This is a genomic window from Escherichia sp. MOD1-EC6098 (genome assembly GCF_002965865.1).
GTDB lineage: Bacteria > Pseudomonadota > Gammaproteobacteria > Enterobacterales > Enterobacteriaceae > Escherichia > Escherichia marmotae.
This window is the reverse complement of sequence record NZ_PTSN01000016.1, coordinates 54,679-70,378: the sequence shown is the minus strand read 5'-3', so window position 1 is coordinate 70,378 and position 15,700 is coordinate 54,679. Positions and strand designations below refer to the sequence as shown.

Annotated in this window: 16 protein-coding genes, 1 tRNA gene and 1 pseudogene; 14 read left to right on the top strand and 4 right to left on the bottom strand. The window is 49.6% G+C overall.

The features are described 5' to 3' along the window. From motA to C0K55_RS16860, 7 genes are all read left to right on the top strand, one after another. On the top strand, positions 1–864 hold the full coding sequence (gene motA / locus C0K55_RS16890) for a flagellar motor stator protein MotA (RefSeq protein ID WP_038355492.1): 864 nt from the start codon (positions 1–3) through the stop codon (positions 862–864). A gap of 2 nt (positions 865–866) precedes the next feature. Continuing rightward, positions 867–1,772, top strand: coding sequence for a putative lateral flagellar export/assembly protein LafU (gene lafU, locus C0K55_RS16885; RefSeq protein WP_105266758.1), 906 nt, complete (start codon positions 867–869; stop codon positions 1,770–1,772). 135 nt (positions 1,773–1,907) lie between these two features. Next, the gene (dinB, locus tag C0K55_RS16880; protein ID WP_105266759.1) at positions 1,908–2,963 is read left to right on the top strand and encodes a DNA polymerase IV; all 1,056 of its coding nucleotides are present in this window, start codon (positions 1,908–1,910) and stop codon (positions 2,961–2,963) included. Then, complete coding sequence (locus tag C0K55_RS16875; RefSeq protein WP_061090638.1) at positions 2,960–3,412, top strand: GNAT family N-acetyltransferase; 453 nt, start codon at positions 2,960–2,962, stop codon at positions 3,410–3,412. The genes dinB and C0K55_RS16875 overlap by 4 nt, the downstream gene beginning before the upstream one ends. 241 nt (positions 3,413–3,653) lie before the next feature. Further along, a complete protein-coding gene (locus C0K55_RS16870) occupies positions 3,654–4,793 on the top strand; it encodes an RNA ligase RtcB family protein (protein ID WP_024191835.1) in 1,140 nt (379 codons plus the stop codon). Further along, complete coding sequence (gene prfH / locus C0K55_RS16865; protein ID WP_000602119.1) at positions 4,790–5,404, top strand: peptide chain release factor H; 615 nt, start codon at positions 4,790–4,792, stop codon at positions 5,402–5,404. Before C0K55_RS16870 ends, prfH begins: the two co-directional genes overlap by 4 nt. Positions 5,405–5,466: 62 nt before the next feature. Continuing rightward, on the top strand, positions 5,467–5,997 hold the full coding sequence (locus C0K55_RS16860; protein WP_001515784.1) for a metal-dependent hydrolase: 531 nt from the start codon (positions 5,467–5,469) through the stop codon (positions 5,995–5,997). A gap of 2 nt (positions 5,998–5,999) precedes the next feature. Here C0K55_RS16860 and C0K55_RS16855 read toward each other — a convergent pair whose 3' ends face one another. Together C0K55_RS16855 and pepD are read right to left on the bottom strand one after the other, a co-directional pair. Further along, entirely contained in the window at positions 6,000–6,242 is a 243-nt protein-coding gene (locus tag C0K55_RS16855) for a hypothetical protein (RefSeq protein ID WP_001515785.1), read from the bottom strand. A gap of 58 nt (positions 6,243–6,300) precedes the next feature. Beyond that, positions 6,301–7,758, bottom strand: a complete 1,458-nt coding sequence (gene pepD, locus C0K55_RS16850) for a cytosol nonspecific dipeptidase (RefSeq protein WP_016248351.1) — start codon at positions 7,756–7,758, stop codon at positions 6,301–6,303. 260 nt (positions 7,759–8,018) lie between these two features. Here pepD and gpt point away from each other — a divergent pair, with 260 nt between their 5' ends. The 3 genes from gpt (at position 8,019) to crl (ending at position 10,273) form a co-directional block, all read left to right on the top strand. Beyond that, on the top strand, positions 8,019–8,477 hold the full coding sequence (gpt, locus tag C0K55_RS16845) for a xanthine phosphoribosyltransferase (protein ID WP_001291991.1): 459 nt from the start codon (positions 8,019–8,021) through the stop codon (positions 8,475–8,477). A 92-nt stretch (positions 8,478–8,569) separates the two neighbouring features. Then, positions 8,570–9,814 (top strand): esterase FrsA, encoded by a 1,245-nt coding sequence (gene frsA / locus C0K55_RS16840; RefSeq protein WP_000189571.1) that lies wholly within the window; start codon positions 8,570–8,572, stop codon positions 9,812–9,814. A 57-nt stretch (positions 9,815–9,871) separates the two neighbouring features. Next, complete coding sequence (gene crl, locus C0K55_RS16835; RefSeq protein ID WP_000174683.1) at positions 9,872–10,273, top strand: sigma factor-binding protein Crl; 402 nt, start codon at positions 9,872–9,874, stop codon at positions 10,271–10,273. Positions 10,274–10,311: 38 nt separating this feature from the next. Here the strand turns inward: crl and phoE are convergent, their stop codons facing one another. Next, positions 10,312–11,367 carry a phosphoporin PhoE gene (gene phoE / locus C0K55_RS16830; RefSeq protein WP_001515788.1) on the bottom strand — a complete coding sequence of 352 codons (1,056 nt, stop codon included), beginning with the start codon at positions 11,365–11,367 and terminating at the stop codon, positions 10,312–10,314. Between the two features lie 287 nt (positions 11,368–11,654). On the opposite strand from phoE, the gene proB reads away from it, so the two are divergent. The 3 genes from proB to C0K55_RS16815 all read left to right on the top strand — a co-directional run bounded on the left by proB (position 11,655) and on the right by C0K55_RS16815 (position 14,214). Further along, positions 11,655–12,758, top strand: coding sequence for a glutamate 5-kinase (gene proB, locus C0K55_RS16825; RefSeq protein WP_001285282.1), 1,104 nt, complete (start codon positions 11,655–11,657; stop codon positions 12,756–12,758). 11 nt (positions 12,759–12,769) lie between these two features. Further along, on the top strand, positions 12,770–14,023 hold the full coding sequence (proA, locus tag C0K55_RS16820) for a glutamate-5-semialdehyde dehydrogenase (RefSeq protein ID WP_000893291.1): 1,254 nt from the start codon (positions 12,770–12,772) through the stop codon (positions 14,021–14,023). 115 nt (positions 14,024–14,138) lie between these two features. Beyond that, a tRNA-Thr gene (locus tag C0K55_RS16815) sits at positions 14,139–14,214 on the top strand. A gap of 1 nt (position 14,215) precedes the next feature. Here C0K55_RS16815 and C0K55_RS26215 read toward each other — a convergent pair. After that, a pseudogene (locus tag C0K55_RS26215) lies at positions 14,216–14,389 on the bottom strand (integrase); the annotation flags it as partial. A gap of 679 nt (positions 14,390–15,068) precedes the next feature. On the opposite strand from C0K55_RS26215, the gene C0K55_RS16810 reads away from it, so the two are divergent. Next, a complete protein-coding gene (locus tag C0K55_RS16810; RefSeq protein WP_001019913.1) occupies positions 15,069–15,683 on the top strand; it encodes a YagU family protein in 615 nt (204 codons plus the stop codon). Positions 15,684–15,700: the final 17 nt, after the last annotated feature.

Sequence of the window (15,700 nt, the reverse complement as noted above, 5' to 3'; positions counted from 1 at the left end):
ATGCAAAAAATAGTAGGTTTATTGGTGGTGCTCGGCTGCGTATTTGGCGGGTACTTTGAAGCGGGCGGGCAATTAATTGCTATCTGGCAACCTGCAGAGATAGTTATTATTTTAGGGGCCGGTTTTGGGGCGATGATTATTGGCAACCCAAAACATGTGCTGAAAGAAATCGCCCATCAAATCAAAGGCGTGATCAGTAAAAAACAGCTCGGGCCGGAGTTTCAGCGTCAGCTATTAATGTGCCTGTATGAATTGCTCGAAATGGTGCAAAACGGCGGCCTGCGCATGCTGGATCAGCACATTGAGCAGCCGGAAGAGAGCACTGTTTTCCAGAAATACCCGCTGGTGTTAACCCAGAAGCGGCTGGTGACCTTTATTGCCGATAACTTTCGCCTGATGGCGATGGGCAAAATTGACGCCCATGAACTGGAAGGCATTCTCGATCAGGAACTGGACACCGCCGAAGAGTCGCTGCTAACGCCGTCGCGTTCGCTGCAACGTACCGCCGAAGCGATGCCAGGGTTTGGCATTTGTGCGGCGGTGTTGGGCATCATCATCACCATGCAGTCGATTGATGGATCTATCGCCCTGATTGGCCTGAAAGTGGCGGCGGCGCTGGTGGGGACGTTTTTAGGCGTATTTATCTGTTATTGCCTGATGGACCCGCTCGCCAACGCCATGGAACAACAGGCGCGGGCGGAACATTCTCTGCTGGAGTGTGTGCGTACTGTGCTGGTAGCCCAGGCGGGCGGTAAACCGACCCTGCTGGCGGTAGATGCGGGACGTAAGTTGCTGCATCTGGCATCCAAGCCGACCTTCGCTAACCTCGACGCGTGGGTGAATGCGATGCTGGAGCAAGATTAAGCATGAGAAAGACGGGCAACCGCCGCGAGCGCGGGGCAAAAACGACCATCGTCCGGCGGCAGATCAAAAAGAACCATGCCGGGCATCACGGCGGGGCGTGGAAAGTGGCCTTTGCCGACTTTACTCTGGCAATGATGGCGCTGTTTATGACGCTGTGGATTGTCAACAGCGTCAGTAAATCTGAGCGGGAAAGCATTATCGCCGCGCTGCACGGGCAGTCGATTTTCAACGGCGGTGGATTGTCGCCGTTAAATAAAATTAGCCCGACCCACCCGCCGAAACCCGCTACCGTGGCGGTGCCGGAAGAGACGGAGAAAAAAGTGCGCGATGTGAACGAGAAAACGGCGCTGCTTAAGAAGAAATCTGCCACCGAGCTTGGCGAACTGGCGACCGATATCAACATCATCGCCCGCGATGCGCATATGGAAGCGAATCTGGAGATGGAAATTGTCCCGCAGGGATTGCGCGTGCTGATTAAAGACGACCAGAACCGCAATATGTTTGAACGCGGCAGCGCGAAGATTATGCCGTTCTTTAAAACCCTGCTGGTGGAGCTCGCGCCGGTGTTCGACTCGCTCGATAACAAAATTATTATTACCGGGCATACCGATGCGATGGCCTATAAAAACAATATCTACAACAACTGGAACCTTTCGGGCGACCGCGCGCTTTCGGCTCGTCGCGTGCTGGAAGAAGCCGGAATGCCAGAAGATAAAGTGATGCAGGTGAGTGCGATGGCTGACCAGATGTTGCTGGATACCAAAAATCCGCAAAGCGCGGGTAACCGACGTATTGAGATTATGGTGCTGACCAAAAGCGCGTCCGATACGCTGTATCAATATTTTGGCCTGCATGGCGACAAAGTGGTGCAGCCGTTGGTACAAAAGCTGGATAAACAGCACGGGTAGCAAAAACTACCTCTTGTAGTCTGGACAAGACGTGCCAGCGTCGCATCCGGCGATAAGGGGGCAGATTGCTGAATCTTTACGCATTTCTCAAACCCTGAAAACACTGTATACTTTACCAGTGTTGAGAGGTGAGCAATGCGTAAAATCATTCATGTGGATATGGACTGTTTTTTCGCAGCGGTGGAGATGCGCGACAATCCCGCCCTGCGCGATATCCCTATTGCTATTGGCGGCAGCCGCGAACGTCGGGGGGTGATCAGCACCGCTAATTATCCCGCGCGTAAATTTGGTGTACGCAGTGCAATGCCGACCGGTATGGCGCTCAAATTATGCCCACATCTTACGCTGCTTCCGGGGCGCTTTGACGCTTACAAAGAAGCCTCGAATCATATCCGCGAAATCTTCTCGCGCTACACTTCGCGCATTGAACCGCTGTCGCTGGATGAAGCCTATCTTGACGTCACCGACAGCGTACATTGCCACGGTTCTGCGACCCTCATTGCCCAGGAAATCCGCCAGACGATTTTTAACGAGTTGCAACTGACGGCGTCTGCGGGCGTCGCGCCGGTAAAGTTTCTCGCTAAAATCGCTTCTGACATGAATAAACCCAACGGTCAGTTTGTGATTACTCCGGCTGACGTTCCGGCATTTCTGCAAACCCTGCCGCTGGCGAAAATTCCCGGTGTCGGCAAAGTGTCGGCGGCAAAACTGGAAGCGATGGGGCTGCGAACCTGCGGCGATGTGCAAAAGTATGATCTGGTGATGTTGCTCAAACGTTTTGGCAAATTTGGCCACATTTTATGGGAGCGTAGTCAGGGCATCGATGAGCGCGATGTTAACAGCGAACGCCTGCGCAAATCCGTCGGCGTGGAACGCACGATGGCGGAAGATATTCATCACTGGTCTGAATGTGAAGCGATCATTGAGCGGCTATACCCGGAGCTGGAACGCCGTCTGGCGAAGGTAAAACCAGATTTGCTGATTGCTCGTCAGGGGGTGAAGTTAAAGTTCGACGATTTTCAGCAAACCACTCAGGAACATGCCTGGCCGCGATTGAATAAAGCTGACCTAATCGCCACCGCGCGTAAAACCTGGGATGAACGCCGCAGCGGGCGCGGTGTGCGGCTGGTGGGCTTGCATGTGACGTTGCTGGATCCGCAAATGGAAAGACAACTGGTGTTGGGGTTATGAATAACATATCAATAAGAGACTATCGGCCCGGAGATTTTCAGCACATATGCGCTATTTTCCTTAGAGCGGTTACGATGACGGCTAGCCAACATTATTCTCCGCAGCAAATTGCCGCTTGGGCGCAGATTGATGAAACACGCTGGAAGAAAAAAATCGCGCAATCACAAGTGCGGGTTGCGGTCATTGATGAGCAACCAGTCGGATTTATTACGCTAATTGACCGCTATATCGACTTATTATTTGTTGACCCGAAATACACCCGCCGCGGTGTCGCCAGCGCCTTGTTAAAACCATCGATTAAGTCTGAATCCGAACTTACAGTAAATGCCAGCATAACGGCGAAACCCTTTTTTGAACGTTATGGTTTTCAGGTGGTTAAGCAGCAGAACGTTGAATGCCGGGGAGAGTGGTTGACTAATTTTTATATGCGTTATCAGCAGCCAGATTAATTCCAGCTTGCAATGTAAATATTGCCTGCCTAGTATGTGCGCGTTTTCTTATTCCACAAACTGCAAGGAGGTCAATCATGACAAATTCTTTATCAATGAAGCTTTGCAGACCTTTCCAGAATTAATTCTTTTTTTTGCCCTGGATACGTCTGCCATTTTCTGATTTTTTAATTGTTACTCTTAATAATTTGAGTCGCAGCTCATGCAACTTGAAGTATGATGAGTATAAATGGAATGGTACATGGGCAAATATATTCGTCCTTTATCCGATGCGGTATTTACCATCGCATCCGATGACCTGTGGATCGAGAGTTCAGCGATCCAACAATTACACACCACAGCAAAACTTCCCGATATGCAACGCGTAGTAGGGATGCCAGATTTACACCCCGGACGCGGCTACCCGATTGGCGCAGCCTTCTTCTCCGTTGGGCGTTTTTACCCGGCGCTGGTCGGCAATGATATCGGTTGCGGCATGGCGCTATGGCAAACAGATATCCTTGCCCGCAAATACAATGCCGATAAGTTTGAAAAGCGATTGTCTGCTCTGGATGATGTTGCCGAAGAAAGCTGGCTGGAGGAAAACCTGCCGTCAGCGTTTGCACAGCATCCGTGGCGCAGCTCGCTGGGTTCCATCGGCGGCGGCAATCACTTCGCTGAACTGCAACAGATTGATCAAATCATCAACGCTGAGTTGTTTGCACTGGCTGGTATGGATGCGCGGTATTTGCAACTGCTGGTTCATAGCGGCTCGCGTGGTTTGGGGCAGTCTATTTTACAGCGACATATTGCCTCGTTTTCTCATCATGGCTTGCCAGAAGTCTGTGACGACGCGCTACGTTATATCGCGGAGCATGACGATGCGTTGGCGTTTGCGCGTATGAATCGCCAGATGATTGCTTTGCGCATGATGCAGCAGGTGAAGGCGACGGGAAGTCTGGTTCTGGATGTGGCACATAACTTTATTACCGCGAGTCAAATTGGCGATCAACAAGGCTGGTTACATCGTAAAGGGGCAACGCCAGATGATAGCGGTCTGGTGGTTATCCCCGGCTCACGCGGTGATTTCTCGTGGCTGGTTCAGCCTGTCATTTGTGAAGAAACATTACATTCGCTGGCGCATGGGGCAGGACGCAAATGGGGACGTACCGAGTGTAAAGGGCGTCTGGCGGCGAAATACACCGTGACGCAACTCTCGCGTACTGAACTTGGCAGCCGGGTAATTTGCCGCGATAAACAACTCATCTTCGAAGAAGCGCCGCAGGCCTATAAATCAGCAGAAAGCGTGGTGCAATGCCTGGTACGGGCCGGTTTAGTTAATCCAGTCGCGCGGTTGCGTCCGGTACTGACGCTCAAAAACAGTGGAGGGAAAAAAGGATGATCTTGTTGCAACTCTCCTCTGCCCAGGGGCCAGAAGAATGCTGTCTCGCCGTCAAAAAGGCGCTGGACAGGCTGATTAAAGAAGCTACCCAACAGCGCGTCGCGGTAACGGTGCTGGAAACAGAAACGGGGCGCTACTCTGACACGCTGCGTTCGGCGCTGGTCTCTTTGGATGGCGATAATGCATGGGCATTAAGTGAACGCTGGTGTGGTACGATTCAGTGGATTTGCCCAAGCCCGTATCGACCTCATCATGGACGTAAAAACTGGTTTCTGGGCATTGGGCGTTTTACCGCTGATGAGCAGGAACAATCAGATGCGATCCGTTATGAGACGTTGCGCTCGTCGGGGCCGGGCGGTCAACATGTCAATAAAACCGACTCGGCGGTGCGCGCCACGCATCTGGCAAGTGGGATTTGTGTGAAGGTACAATCGGAACGTAGCCAGCATGCTAACAGACGGCTGGCGCGATTGCTGATTGCCTGGAAGCTGGAACAACAGCAACAGGAAAATAGCGCGGCGCTGAAATCGCAGCGGCGAATGTTCCATCATCAGATTGAACGTGGTAACCCGCGACGGACGTTTACAGGGATGGCTTTTATCGCTGTGTAATTCAGGAACATGTCCCGCCGTTTTCTCCGTGAAAGCAGCGGGTGAAAACGAAAGGAATCATCATGTTTATCGGTCATCTTCCGGCTGGATATTTAATAAATTGTACTTTAGTAAAACGCTTGCCGCTGATTGCTCGTCATGCGCGGAGAGTGATGGTTATTGGCTTAGTCGGGGCAGTTGCACCCGATTTTGATCTCTTCTGGTGCTATCTGATTGATAGCGGGCAACGTCATCATCATCTTTACCCGTCTCATTGGCCATTGCTATGGTTCACACTTTTGGCTGCGACGCTACTCTGGGCTGGCGTCGCGAAGAATAAACTTCCTCCGTGGTTGGGGGTGATATTTTGCCTGAATGGTATTGTGCATTTATTACTTGATACGCTGGTTGGGGATATCTGGTGGCTAATGCCTTTCGTTAATAAACCGTTTGCGCTATTTCATATTACGGCGGTACATCAGCCGTGGTGGCTAAATTTTTTATTACACTGGTCGTTTTTACTGGAGTTGATATTGGTAACGGCGGCTATTGCTGTGTGGTGCAAGCGTAATGTCAAAATGATGATTGTAAAACGCATGAAAAAATTGTTCTGACGTCAGGCTGCGTAACATATTTCCTTGGGAAATTCTCTCGTGGTTAAATATGTTCTTCTGACTTTGCCCCAGGCTCTGAGCATAAAAAAACTCTGCTTTTCACCTTCAAGCTCTTTCACGGATTTCAGCGCGAAATTTTCTTTGGTGATCAAAAATTCCCCCCATGAAATATGGTCGCAGCTATACAAATATGCGACTTTTTCATGGGTTTCATAATGCTTTGTTATTTCAATGTAAAGCGCCATACAATTCTGCCCTTCATCCTTGAACAGTCCACGCCCGCAGGCGTGGACGTTATCGTTATTACTTCACAGGAATTTCTTTCAGCAGTTCAGTCAGCAGTGTCCAGTAATGACCAACGCTTTCGATATGAACTTGCTCATCCGGAGAGTGTGGACCAGTGATGGTTGGCCCGATAGAAACCATGTCCATTTCCGGATACGGTTTTTTGAACAGACCACATTCCAGGCCCGCGTGGATAATCTGGATGTTCGGCGTCTTGTTGAACAGACGCTGATAGGTTTCCCGTACCAGATGCATCACCGGAGAGTTAGCGTCCGGCTGCCAGCCAGGATATGCGCCTTTCGCTTCGGTCTTCGCGCCTGCCAGTTTACCCAGTGAATCCAGCATGCTCACCACGTAGTCTTTACCGCTGTCGATCAGTGAACGGATCAGACAGTGAATTTCTACGTTGTTGTCGGTCATGGTCACCACACCGACGTTCAGTGAGGTTTCAACCACGCCTTTTGCCACGTCGGAGTTACGGATAACGCCGTTCGGGGTGGCGTTCAACAGGCGAATAAAGGTATCGCGAGATTTAGCAATTAGTGCAGCTTTATCGTTCGCTACAGAGTCCAGCAACAATGCCAGGTTTTTCTCTTTCTCTGCCAGCTCGTTTTTCAGGATATCCTGATAGGTATTCACCAGAGATTTCAGTGCATCGACTTTATCGGCTGCAACAGCGATGGTCGCAAAGGCTTCACGCGGAATGGCGTTACGCAGTGTGCCACCGTTGAAATCGATAAGGCGCAGATCCAGCTCTTCTGCATGACCTGCCAGGAAGCGTACCAACAGTTTGTTGGCATTACCCAGGCCAACGTGGATTTCACCGCCGGAGTGGCCGCCTTTCAGACCTTTTAAGGTTAACTTAAAGGTTTCAAAGCCAGCCGGAACCGCTTCACGATCCAAATGCAGGTTAGAGGTGAAGTCGATACCACCCGCACAACCCATATAGATTTCACCTTCTTCTTCAGAGTCGGTGTTAATCAGAATGTCAGCCTGTAACCAGTTGCTCTGTAAGCCGAACGCGCCATCCATACCGGCTTCTTCGGTCATGGTCAGCAGCACTTCCAGCGGACCATGAACCACGTTGTCATCGGCAAGAACCGCCAGCGCAGAGGCCATACCAATACCGTTATCCGCGCCCAGCGTTGTGCCGCGTGCTTTAACCCATTCGCCATCAATATAAGGCTGGATAGGATCTTTAGTGAAGTCGTGCACGGTGTCGTTGTTTTTCTGTGGCACCATATCGAGGTGAGCCTGCAGGACGACCGGTTTACGGTTTTCCATACCTGCAGTGGCAGGTTTACGAATCAGGATATTCCCCACCTGATCGCGTTCGACATGGAAACCTTTCTCTTTTGCCCAACCTACAATGTATTCAGCAAGCTGCTCTTCGTGGTAGGACGGGTGAGGAATAGAACAGATTTTGGCAAAAATATCCCACAGCGGCTGTGGAGATAATTGAGACAGTTCAGACACGTTAAGTCTCCTTGTCGATCACCCGCAAAACAGTATTGCAGGTCACAGGGTTAGCAGAAAATGTTGTCAGCACAAGTCAGGCTTGCGAGATATGTTTGAGAATACCACTTTATCCAGCGACAGGTAGTAGCAGTGCGCAAAAAGACGCGGACTTATGTGAAATACTGGTTTTTAGTGCGTCAGATCTCTATAATCTCGCGCAACCTATTTTCCCCTCGAACACTTTTTAAGCCGTAGATAAACAGGCTGGGACACTTCACATGAGCGAAAAATACATCGTCACCTGGGACATGTTGCAGATTCATGCACGTAAACTGGCAAGCCGCCTGATGCCTTCAGAACAATGGAAAGGCATTATTGCCGTTAGCCGTGGCGGTCTGGTGCCCGGAGCCTTACTGGCGCGTGAACTGGGTATTCGTCATGTCGATACCGTATGTATTTCCAGCTACGATCACGACAACCAGCGTGAACTGAAAGTACTGAAACGCGCAGAAGGCGATGGTGAAGGCTTCATCGTCATTGATGACCTGGTAGATACCGGCGGTACTGCGGTGGCAATCCGTGAAATGTATCCAAAAGCGCACTTTGTCACCATCTTCGCTAAACCGGCTGGTCGTCCGCTGGTTGATGATTATGTTGTTGATATCCCGCAAAATACCTGGATTGAGCAGCCGTGGGATATGGGCGTGGTGTTCGTTCCGCCTATCTCTGGTCGCTAATCTTTTCAACGCCTGGCGTTGCCGGGCGTTGTTCTTTTTGACGTCAGGCAGGTTACAATAGCTTCCAGTAAGTATTCCTGGAGGCTGCATCCATGACACAGGCTAACCTGAGCGAAACCCTGTTCAAACCCCGCTTTAAACACCCTGAAACCTCGACGCTAGTCCGCCGTTTTAACCGCGGTACGCAACCGTCGGTGCAGTCGGCCCTCGATGGCAAAAATATTCCTCACTGGTATCGTATGATTAACCGCCTGATGTGGATCTGGCGTGGCGTTGATCCGCGTGAAATCCTCGATGTCCAGGCGCGTATTGTGATGAGCGATGCCGAACGCACCGACAATGATTTATACGATACGGTGATTGGCTACCGCGGTGGCAACTGGATTTATGAGTGGGCCACCCAGGCAATGCTGTGGCAACAGAAAGCCTGTGCGGAAGAAGACCCGCAAGTCAGCGGGCGTCACTGGCTGCACGCTGCTACGTTGTACAATATTGCCGCCTATCCGCACTTGAAGGGCGATGATCTGGCTGAACAGGTACAGGCGTTGTCAAATCGCGCGTATGAAGAAGCGGCGCAACGTCTGCCTGGCACCATGCGGCAGATGGAGTTTACTGTGCCGGGCGGCGCGCCCATCATTGGCTTTTTGCATATGCCAAAAGGCGATGGCCCATTCCCGACAGTATTAATGTGTGGTGGTTTGGATGCGATGCAAACAGACTATTACTCCCTTTATGAGCGCTATTTTGCACCGCGCGGCATTGCGATGCTGACTATTGATATGCCTTCGGTCGGTTTTTCCTCAAAATGGAAACTCACCCAGGATTCCAGCTTGCTGCACCAACATGTTTTAAAGGCGTTGCCAAACGTGCCGTGGGTGGATCACACACGCGTCGCAGCCTTTGGTTTCCGTTTTGGTGCTAACGTTGCCGTGCGCCTCGCATACCTTGAATCGCCGCGTCTGAAAGCCGTTGCCTGTCTTGGGCCGGTGGTTCACACCTTGTTGAGTGATTTTAAGTGCCAGCAACAGGTGCCGGAAATGTATCTTGACGTACTGGCCAGCCGTTTGGGGATGCATGATGCTTCCGACGAAGCGTTGCGCGTGGAGCTGAATCGCTATTCATTAAAAGTGCAAGGATTGTTGGGACGTCGTTGCCCAACGCCAATGTTATCAGGTTACTGGAAGAACGATCCGTTCAGCCCGGAAGAGGATTCCCGCTTAATCACTTCGTCATCTGCCGACGGTAAATTGTTAGAAATTCCATTTAATCCGGTGTATCGGAATTTTGACAAAGCGCTTCAGGAAATCACCGACTGGATCGAAAAACGATTGTGTTAAAAATTTGCTAAATTTTGTCAATTTGGTAAAACAGTTGCATCACAACAGGAGATCGCAATGACGTTACCGAGTGGACACCCGAAAAGCAGATTGATCAAAAAATTTACCGCACTTGGCCCGTATATTCGTGAAGGTAAGTGCGAAGATAATCGATTCTTTTTCGATTGTCTGGCTGTATGCGTCAACGTGAAACCCGCGCCGGAAGTGCGTGAGTTTTGGGGCTGGTGGATGGAACTGGAAGCGCAGGAGTCCCGTTTTACCTACAGTTATCAGTTCGGTCTGTTTGATAAAGCAGGTGACTGGACGAGTGTTCCGGTAAACGATGCAGAAGTGGTTGAGCGACTGGAGCATACTTTGCGTGAGTTTCATGAAAAGCTGCGTGAACTGCTGACGACGCTGAATTTTAAGCTGGAACCGGCGGATGATTTTCGCGATGAACCGGTGAAGTTAACGGCGTGAGTGAAATGTGCCGGATGCCTCGCATCCGGCAATATTAATTAAAACTGATACGTCATCCCAACCGCGACAATATCATCATTATTGATATTCAACTTATTATCGCTATCCAGTTGGTTGATTTTATAATCAACAAATGCTGACATGTTTTTGTTAAAATAATACGTGGCACCAACATCAATATAATTGACCAGATCCTCATCACCGATGCCTTCAATATCTTTCCCTTTTGATAATACGTAACCCAGGGATGGACGCAGACCAAAGTCGAACTGGTATTGTGCGACTGCTTCAAAGTTTTGCGTCTTATTGGCAAAGCCGCCAGAAATTGGCGTCATGTTACGCGTTTCAGAATAGAAGGTTGCCAGGTAAATATTATTAGCATCGTATTTAAGACCCGTAGCCCACGCTTCTGCGCGTTTACCCGTGCCACGGCTTTGCTGATTCTGCTCGTTGGTACGATCAGAGTTGGTATAGGCACCGCTGATAGCGAAATCACTGCCGCCAAAGTCATATGTCAGTGACGTACCGAAGCCATCGCCGTTCTGCTTTTTAACATCGCGGTTTTCGTTTTTTCCTTGATATTGCAAGGTCAGGTTCAGGCCATCAATAACGCCGAAGAAGTCGGTGTTACGATAAGTCGCCAGGCCGCTGGCGCGTTTAGTCATAAAGTTGTCGGTCTGGGCGGAGGAGTCGCCACCGAATTCCGGGAACATATCTGTCCAGGCTTCAACGTCATACAATGCGCCAAGGTTACGACCATAATCGAATGAACCTAAATCTTTATATTTCAATCCGGCAAAGGCGAGACGCGTTTTTTGCTGTGCGGTATCACTCTCCGCTTTATTTCCGGCAAACTCCGCTTCCCAACGACCATAACCGGTCAGTTGATCGTTAATTTGTGTTTCGCCTTTAAAACCAAAACGGATATAACTCTGATCGCCATCTTTACTCTCATTATCACTGATATAATGCATGGCTTTTACTTTGCCATAGACATCCAGTTTATTACCGTCTTTATTATATACTTCTGCAGCTTGTACGGATGCAGATGCCACAATGCCCATCACCACTAATGCCAGAGTGCTCTTTTTCATTTTCATTCCTGATTTTAATTAACGCACAAATATTCAGCGGGAGAGTCCCGTTGAAAACAGGAAAGTTTTTAACCTGAGATTGTTAAAGATATATTACAGATTAATAATATTCTTAAAATGTGGTAATTTATTAAATCTGTAATAAAAGCGTAAACAACGGCTGCTACGCTTGCTGATCCCGCGCAACAAAACGCCATGCTTTGCTCGCAGATGGTTGGCAACCGGCGACAGTCCTGCTAAAACGTTCGTTTGATATCATTTTTCCTAACATTGAATGGCAGAGAATCATGAGTGACAGCCAGACGCTGGTGGTAAAACTCGGCACCAGTGTGCTAACAGGCGGATCGCGCCGCCTGAACCGTGCCCATATTGTTGAACTTGTTCGCCAGTGCGCGCAGCTACATGCCGCCGGGCATCGGATTGTAATTGTGACGTCGGGCGCGATTGCCGCCGGACGTGAGCACCTGGGCTACCCGGAACTGCCAGCGACTATCGCCTCGAAACAACTCCTGGCGGCGGTAGGGCAGAGCCGACTGATTCAATTGTGGGAACAACTGTTTTCAATTTACGGTATTCACGTCGGGCAGATGCTGCTGACGCGTGCAGATATGGAAGATCGTGAACGCTTCCTGAACGCCCGCGATACCCTGCGTGCGTTGCTCGACAACAACATCGTTCCGGTAATTAATGAGAATGATGCTGTCGCTACGGCAGAGATTAAAGTTGGCGACAACGATAATCTCTCGGCGTTAGCGGCAATTCTGGCCGGTGCCGATAAACTGCTGCTGCTGACCGATCAAAAAGGTTTGTATACCGCAGACCCGCGCAGTAATCCTCAGGCGGAACTGATTAAAGATGTTTACGGTATTGATGATGCGCTGCGCGCGATTGCCGGTGACAGCGTTTCAGGCCTTGGAACCGGCGGCATGGGCACCAAGTTGCAGGCGGCTGACGTAGCCTGTCGTGCGGGTATCGATACCATTATTGCCGCGGGTAGCAAGCCAGGCGTCATTGGCGACGTGATGGAAGGTATCCCGGTTGGTACGTTGTTCCATGCCCAGGCTACTCCGCTTGAAAACCGCAAACGCTGGATTTTTGGCGCGCCGCCAGCGGGTGAAATTACTGTAGATGAAGGGGCGACCGCCGCTATTCTTGAACGCGGCAGTTCCCTGTTGCCGAAAGGCATTAAAAGCGTGAGTGGCAACTTCTCCCGCGGTGAAGTCATCCGCATTTGCAACCTCGAAGGTCGCGATATTGCTCACGGCGTTAGCCGCTATAACAGCGATGCATTGCGCCGTATTGCCGGACACCACTCGCAAGAAATTGATGCAATACTGGGATATGAATACGGCCCGGTTGCCGTTCACCGTGATGACATGATTACCCGTTAAGGAGCAGGCCGATGCTGGAACAAATGGGCATTGCTGCGAAGCAAGCCTCGTATAAATTAGCGCAACTCTCCAGCCGCGAAAAAAATCGCGTGCTGGAAAAGATCGCTGATGAGCTGGAAGCACAGAGCGAAAGCATCCTCGATGCTAACGCCCAGGATGTTGCTGACGCGCGTGCCAATGGCCTTAGCGAAGCGATGCTTGACCGTCTGGCGTTAACGCCCGCGCGCCTGAAAGGCATTGCCGACGATGTGCGGCAGGTGTGTAATCTTGCTGATCCGGTAGGGCAGGTGATTGATGGAGGTGTGCTGGACAGCGGCCTGCGTCTGGAGCGTCGCCGCGTGCCGCTGGGTGTTATAGGTGTAATTTATGAAGCGCGTCCGAACGTGACAGTTGATGTCGCTTCGCTGTGTCTGAAAACCGGTAACGCGGTGATCCTGCGCGGCGGCAAAGAAACCTGTCGCACTAACGCTGCAACGGTAGCGGTGATTCAGGACGCCCTGAAATCCTGCGGTTTACCGGCAGGCGCAGTGCAGGCGATTGATAATCCGGATCGCGCACTGGTGAGTGAAATGCTGCGCATGGATAAATACATCGACATGTTGATCCCGCGTGGTGGTGCTGGTTTGCATAAGCTGTGCCGCGAGCAGTCGACAATTCCGGTGATCACTGGCGGCATTGGCGTCTGCCATATTTACGTTGATGAAAGTGCTGACATTTCTGCAGCCCTGAAAGTGATCGTCAACGCGAAAACCCAGCGTCCGAGTACCTGCAATACGGTAGAAACGTTGCTGGTGAATAAAAACATCGCTGATAACTTCCTGCCTGCGTTAAGCAAGCAAATGGCGGAAAGCGGCGTGACGTTACACGCCGATGCTGCGGCACTGGCGCAGTTGCAGGCAGGATCTGCGAAAGTGGTGGCTGTTAAGGCGGAAGAGTATGACGATGAATTCCTGTCGTTAGATTTGAACGTCAAAATCGTCAGCGATCTTGACGACGCCATCGCCCATATTCGTGAACACGGGACGCAACACTCCGATGCGATCCTGACGCGTGATATGCGCAATGCCCAGCGTTTTGTCAATGAAGTGGACTCCTCTGCTGTTTACGTTAACGCGTCTACACGTTTCACCGACGGCGGCCAGTTTGGTCTTGGCGCAGAAGTGGCGGTAAGCACGCAAAAACTCCACGCACGCGGACCAATGGGGCTGGAAGCGCTGACCACCTACAAGTGGATCGGTATTGGTGATTACACCGTTCGTGCGTAAATAAAACCGGGTGATGCAAAAGTAGCCATTTGATTCACAAGGCCATTGACGCATCGCCCGGTTAGTTTTAACCTTGTCCACCGTGATTCACGTTCGTGAACATGTCCTTTTCAGGGCCGATATAGCTCAGTTGGTAGAGCAGCGCATTCGTAATGCGAAGGTCGTAGGTTCGACTCCTATTATCGGCACCATTTAAATCAATAAATTATCTTGCTTTAAAACCACGTTCTCCTCTTGTGCCGTATTTGTGTCATTGCGGCTTATAATTGCGTCGATTTTGCTCGCGTGTCCGGTGAGATGCCTGGCTGAAAGGTGAGCATATCGACGAACCATTTCGATAGACTCCCAGCCTCCCATTTCCTGCAACGAAGTCTGTTATCAATACAAATTCAACAATCAGCCTTTGTGCTTCATGAGACTCCATCCAGCGGAGCCGTTTATTCTTCGGCTGAGACACTTTTATTATTCGTGCACTATCCGGCATCCCGGCTCAGTAACAAGGATACTCGGAAAAATTCACGTCATGCATGGGGCTGATGGTTCATAATTCACCAATACTGCTTATAAAAATCACAACAAAACCGCAGCAATACCATTTTTACCACCTGCGGCAGGTTGGTGACCTTTCAGTGGTATGTGTGTTGAATGATTAGCAATTCTTATTAATTTTCCTGTCTGTTTAAATATTAGCAGTCAGATAAAATATAACCAGAAAAGATTAACTATTGTAGTTTGTAACAGTCGGATAAGTGATAAGTTACGGTTATTTTGAATTATTTTTATTGTCTGTGTAATTTTTAGACTTTGCATAAAAAAAAGCCCACCGTTGAGGTGGGCAAAAGGAATGATTAATTATCTCTGAGAGAAACATCATACTCTCTTTACTATATTTAACATGAAAATGTGGAGAAATTATGGAGCATACGTTAACAGGTTATTAAATAACCTGTTATAAATACAAAACAATACAGTTCTTTACATTCTCATTATTTTTATGAATACTCCTAAAGAGGTGCTTTAACGTAATGAAATAAACAGGGTAAGTATGAATATATTTGAGCAAACTCCACCAAACCGTAGACGTTATGGTCTTGCTGCATTTATCGGGCTGATTGCTGGCGTTGTTTCAGCATTTGTTAAGTGGGGGGCAGAAGTCCCATTGCCGCCACGTAGTCCGATTGATATGTTTAATGCAGCGTGTGGTCCGGAATCATTAATCAGGGCGGCAGGACAAATTGATTGCTCCCGTAACTTTCTCAATCCTCCGTATATTTTTCTTCGGGATTGGTTGGGACTGACAGATCCAAATTCGGCGGTTTATACCTTCGCCGGGCATGTCTTTAACTGGGTTGGTGTAACGCACATAATCTTTTCGATAGTTTTTGCTGTTGGTTATTGCGTAGTAGCCGAAGTATTTCCCAAAATTAAACTTTGGCAGGGCTTGCTTGCAGGCGCTTTAGCACAACTTTTTGTTCATATGATTTCATTCCCTCTAATGGGACTTACACCACCTCTTTTTGATCTTCCGTGGTATGAGAATGTCTCTGAAATTTTTGGACATTTAGTATGGTTCTGGTCTATTGAAATTATTCGTAGAGATTTACGAAACAGAATTACTCACGAGCCTGATCCTGAGATCCCTTTAGGTTCAAACAGATAACGAATTGAATGATAAAA

Excerpts from the sequence above, each read along its gene's own strand:
- gpt (WP_001291991.1), top strand. The coding sequence starts at position 8,019 with ATGAGCGAAAAATACATCGTCACCTGGGACATGTTGCAGATTCATGCA.
- C0K55_RS16860 (WP_001515784.1), top strand. The coding sequence starts at position 5,467 with ATGTTTATCGGTCATCTTCCGGCTGGATATTTAATAAATTGTACTTTA.
- prfH (WP_000602119.1), top strand. The coding sequence starts at position 4,790 with ATGATCTTGTTGCAACTCTCCTCTGCCCAGGGGCCAGAAGAATGCTGT.
- proB (WP_001285282.1), top strand. The coding sequence starts at position 11,655 with ATGAGTGACAGCCAGACGCTGGTGGTAAAACTCGGCACCAGTGTGCTA.
- crl (WP_000174683.1), top strand. The coding sequence starts at position 9,872 with ATGACGTTACCGAGTGGACACCCGAAAAGCAGATTGATCAAAAAATTT.
- lafU (WP_105266758.1), top strand. The coding sequence starts at position 867 with ATGAGAAAGACGGGCAACCGCCGCGAGCGCGGGGCAAAAACGACCATC.
- C0K55_RS16855 (WP_001515785.1), bottom strand. The coding sequence starts at position 6,242 with ATGGCGCTTTACATTGAAATAACAAAGCATTATGAAACCCATGAAAAA.
- motA (WP_038355492.1), top strand. The coding sequence starts at position 1 with ATGCAAAAAATAGTAGGTTTATTGGTGGTGCTCGGCTGCGTATTTGGC.
- C0K55_RS16875 (WP_061090638.1), top strand. The coding sequence starts at position 2,960 with ATGAATAACATATCAATAAGAGACTATCGGCCCGGAGATTTTCAGCAC.
- frsA (WP_000189571.1), top strand. The coding sequence starts at position 8,570 with ATGACACAGGCTAACCTGAGCGAAACCCTGTTCAAACCCCGCTTTAAA.
- C0K55_RS16870 (WP_024191835.1), top strand. The coding sequence starts at position 3,654 with ATGGGCAAATATATTCGTCCTTTATCCGATGCGGTATTTACCATCGCA.
- dinB (WP_105266759.1), top strand. The coding sequence starts at position 1,908 with ATGCGTAAAATCATTCATGTGGATATGGACTGTTTTTTCGCAGCGGTG.
- phoE (WP_001515788.1), bottom strand. The coding sequence starts at position 11,367 with ATGAAAAAGAGCACTCTGGCATTAGTGGTGATGGGCATTGTGGCATCT.
- C0K55_RS16810 (WP_001019913.1), top strand. The coding sequence starts at position 15,069 with ATGAATATATTTGAGCAAACTCCACCAAACCGTAGACGTTATGGTCTT.
- proA (WP_000893291.1), top strand. The coding sequence starts at position 12,770 with ATGCTGGAACAAATGGGCATTGCTGCGAAGCAAGCCTCGTATAAATTA.